The following is a 2,833-nucleotide window of genomic DNA, read 5'->3' on the forward strand; positions in this document are numbered from 1 at the left end:
CCAATGTGCCGGTGACACAGACGATCAACACAAAAAACCAGATCGGTAACGCCAGCCAGCTATGCACCAGGAACCACAGTTTGGAGCGGGATTTCTTCGACATGATTGCGCGTCTTGATAGCGGTGAAAGGGCGCGTGGCTACGGGCTTCGCAGCACGGCATTCCCCGAAAGACCGGTCGTGGCTTTTGCCTACGCGAACGGCCTGCATCTCTATAGGACGGATGAGCGAGGCAAATCCCGATAAAGGATATGAAAGTAAATGTTTCGCAGTTCGCTCGATGCCCTCCCACAGGGGGCGTTCGAGGCCGGGATTGAACACGATTCATGATCTGCGCCATCACTGTCCGCCGATTGATGGCCAGCCCCCGCTCCCTATGATGGAAACCACACGGTTTCCTTGAGTGAGCGCTTTGATGACCCCCAGAACCCTCTACGACAAACATATCGACTCGCACACGGTGTGCCGCCTCGACGATCAGGGCCACGTGCTGCTCTATATCGACCGGCAGGTGATCAACGAATACACCAGTCCGCAGGCCTTCAGCGGTTTGCGGGCTGCCGGCCGCACGGTCTGGCGGCCGGGCACGGCGCTGGCGGTGGTCGATCACGTCAACCCGACGGCGCCGCTGCGGGTCGCCGCTATACCCGATGCCGGCGGGGCGCGGCAGGTGTCGTATCTGGCGGAAAACTGCCGTGACTTCGGGATCGAACTGCTCGACATCCTCGACAAGCGCCAAGGCATCGAACATGTGATCGCCCCGGAGCAGGGCTTCATCCTGCCGGGCATGGTCATTGCCGCTGGCGACAGCCACACCACGACCTACGGCGCGCTGGGTGCATTCGGTTTCGGCATCGGCACCTCCGAGATCGAGCACCTGCTGGCCTCGCAGACCCTGGTCTATAAACGCCTGAAAAGCCTGCGAGTGACCGTCGATGGCGAACTGGCGCCGGGCCTGACGTCGAAAGACCTGATCATGGCGCTGATCGGTCGGATCGGTGCGTCCGGGGCCTCCGGTTACGCCATCGAGTTCTGCGGGGCGACCATTGATGCCCTGAGCGTCGAAGCCCGCATGACCATCTGCAACATGGCGGTCGAGGCCGGCGCCCGCGGCGCTTTCATGGCCCCGGATGAGAAAGTGTTCGCTTATCTCAAAGGCAAACCACGTGCGCCGCAAGGCGAGCTGTGGGAACAAGGCCTGAAGACGTGGCGCGAATTGCGCAGTGATCCCGGGGCGCTGTTTGACCGGGAAATCCACCTCGATGCCCGTGAACTGGAACCGATGGTCACTTGGGGCACCAGTCCGGACCAGGTTGCCCCGATGGGCGCGCGAGTGCCCGATCCGCAAACCGTCAGCGATCCGATCCTGCGTCAGGACATGCGCCGCGCCCTCAACTATATGGGCCTGGAACCGGGCATGGCGCTGAGCGATATCGTCATCAGCCACGCTTTCATTGGCTCGTGCACCAACGCCCGGATCGAAGACCTGCGCGATGCCGCCAGTGTTGTGCGTGGTCAGCAAGTGGCCGGGCATGTGCGGGCGATGATCGTGCCCGGCTCCAGTGAGGTGCGTGCCCAGGCCGAAGCTGAAGGCCTGGCGCATATCTTTATCGACGCCGGGTTCGAATGGCGTCAGTCCGGTTGTTCGATGTGCCTGGCGATGAACGATGACGTGCTCGCCCCCGGCGACCGCTGTGCTTCCAGCACCAACCGCAATTTTGAAGGCCGCCAGGGTGCCGGTGCGCGTACCCACCTGATGAGCCCGGCGATGGTCGCCGCCGCCGCGATCCGCGGTCGTCTCACCGACATCCGCCACTTTGGAGAACGCCCATGAGCCTGCAACCCTTCACCCACGTCAGCGGCCAGGCCGCGCCATTGCTGGCGGCCAACGTCGACACCGACGTGATCATGCCCAAGCAGTTTCTCAAAGGCATCGACCGTCAGGGGCTGGATCGCGGATTGTTTTTCGACCTGCGATTCCGGGCGGATGGCACGCCTGATCCTGCATTCGTGCTGAACCAGCCTGCGTGGCAGGGTGCGAGTTTTCTGGTGGTCGGTCCTAACTTCGGCTGTGGTTCCAGCCGTGAACACGCGGTGTGGGGCTTGCAGCAAATGGGCATTCGCGCGCTGATCGGCAGCAGTTTTGCCGGGATTTTTTTTGATAACTGCCAGCGCAACGGGGTGTTGTTGATTACCCTGGACGGCACGCAGGTACAGCGGATCGGAGCGCTTGTCGGTCAGCCTGAAACGGCGCGGATCAGCATTGATCTGGAGGCGCAACACATTGTCCTGGCGGATGGCAGCGTGATCGGGTTCCAGATCGACACTTTGCGCAAAACCGCGCTGCTGCTGGGGCTGGACGCCATCGGCAGCACCTTGCAACGCCGCGAACAGATCAAAGATTTCGAACGCCAACACCTGGCCAACAACCCTTGGCTTTCCTGATATCCCTTGTAGGCGTGAGCCTGCTCGCGATGGCGGTGTGTCAGGTACAACAATTCTGACTGATCCATCGCTGTCGCGAGCAGGCTCACTCCTACAGGGAGGGTTGTGGTGTCGGGGCTACAGCGATAACCCTTTGAAATGTTCCTGCAAGAACTCTACGCACGCGCGCAATTTTCCCGAATGCGCCAGCCGCGTCGGGTACACCGCCCAGACGTTCGCGCTCTGGCTGTAGTCCTCCAGCACCTGCACCAGCCGCCCTTGCGCCAGCAGCGGTTTCACATCCCACAGTGAGCGCAGTAACACCCCGCGTCCGTCCAGCGCCCATTGCAAGACAATCTCGCCGTTGTTTGCCGACAATGGCCCACTGACCCGCACGCTCTCTTGCCCGC

General features: G+C 61.8%; 4 protein-coding genes. 2 read left to right on the top strand and 2 right to left on the bottom strand.

Going from position 1 to position 2,833, the window contains the following annotated elements; genetic code table 11:
- A partial coding sequence (locus DBR24_RS33285) for a hypothetical protein (RefSeq protein ID WP_371921344.1) occupies positions 1-103 on the bottom strand: 103 nt, incomplete at its 3' end.
- Between the two features lie 311 nt (positions 104-414).
- Here DBR24_RS33285 and leuC point away from each other — a divergent pair.
- Both leuC and leuD read left to right on the top strand, forming a co-directional pair.
- Positions 415-1,833 carry a 3-isopropylmalate dehydratase large subunit gene (gene leuC / locus DBR24_RS22475; protein WP_128615838.1) on the top strand — a complete coding sequence of 473 codons (1,419 nt, stop codon included), beginning with the start codon at positions 415-417 and terminating at the stop codon, positions 1,831-1,833.
- Positions 1,830-2,444: a 3-isopropylmalate dehydratase small subunit gene (gene leuD, locus DBR24_RS22480; protein WP_128615839.1), complete on the top strand. Its 615-nt coding sequence runs from the start codon at positions 1,830-1,832 to the stop codon at positions 2,442-2,444. Before leuC ends, leuD begins: the two co-directional genes overlap by 4 nt.
- A gap of 117 nt (positions 2,445-2,561) precedes the next feature.
- Here leuD and DBR24_RS33290 read toward each other — a convergent pair.
- Positions 2,562-2,833, bottom strand: a 272-nt coding sequence (locus tag DBR24_RS33290) for a LysR substrate-binding domain-containing protein (RefSeq protein WP_256591740.1), incomplete at its 5' end; no start/stop codon positions are given.

Origin of the sequence: Pseudomonas sp. HMWF006 (assembly GCF_003061205.1) — a bacterium.
Lineage (GTDB): Bacteria > Pseudomonadota > Gammaproteobacteria > Pseudomonadales > Pseudomonadaceae > Aquipseudomonas > Aquipseudomonas monsensis.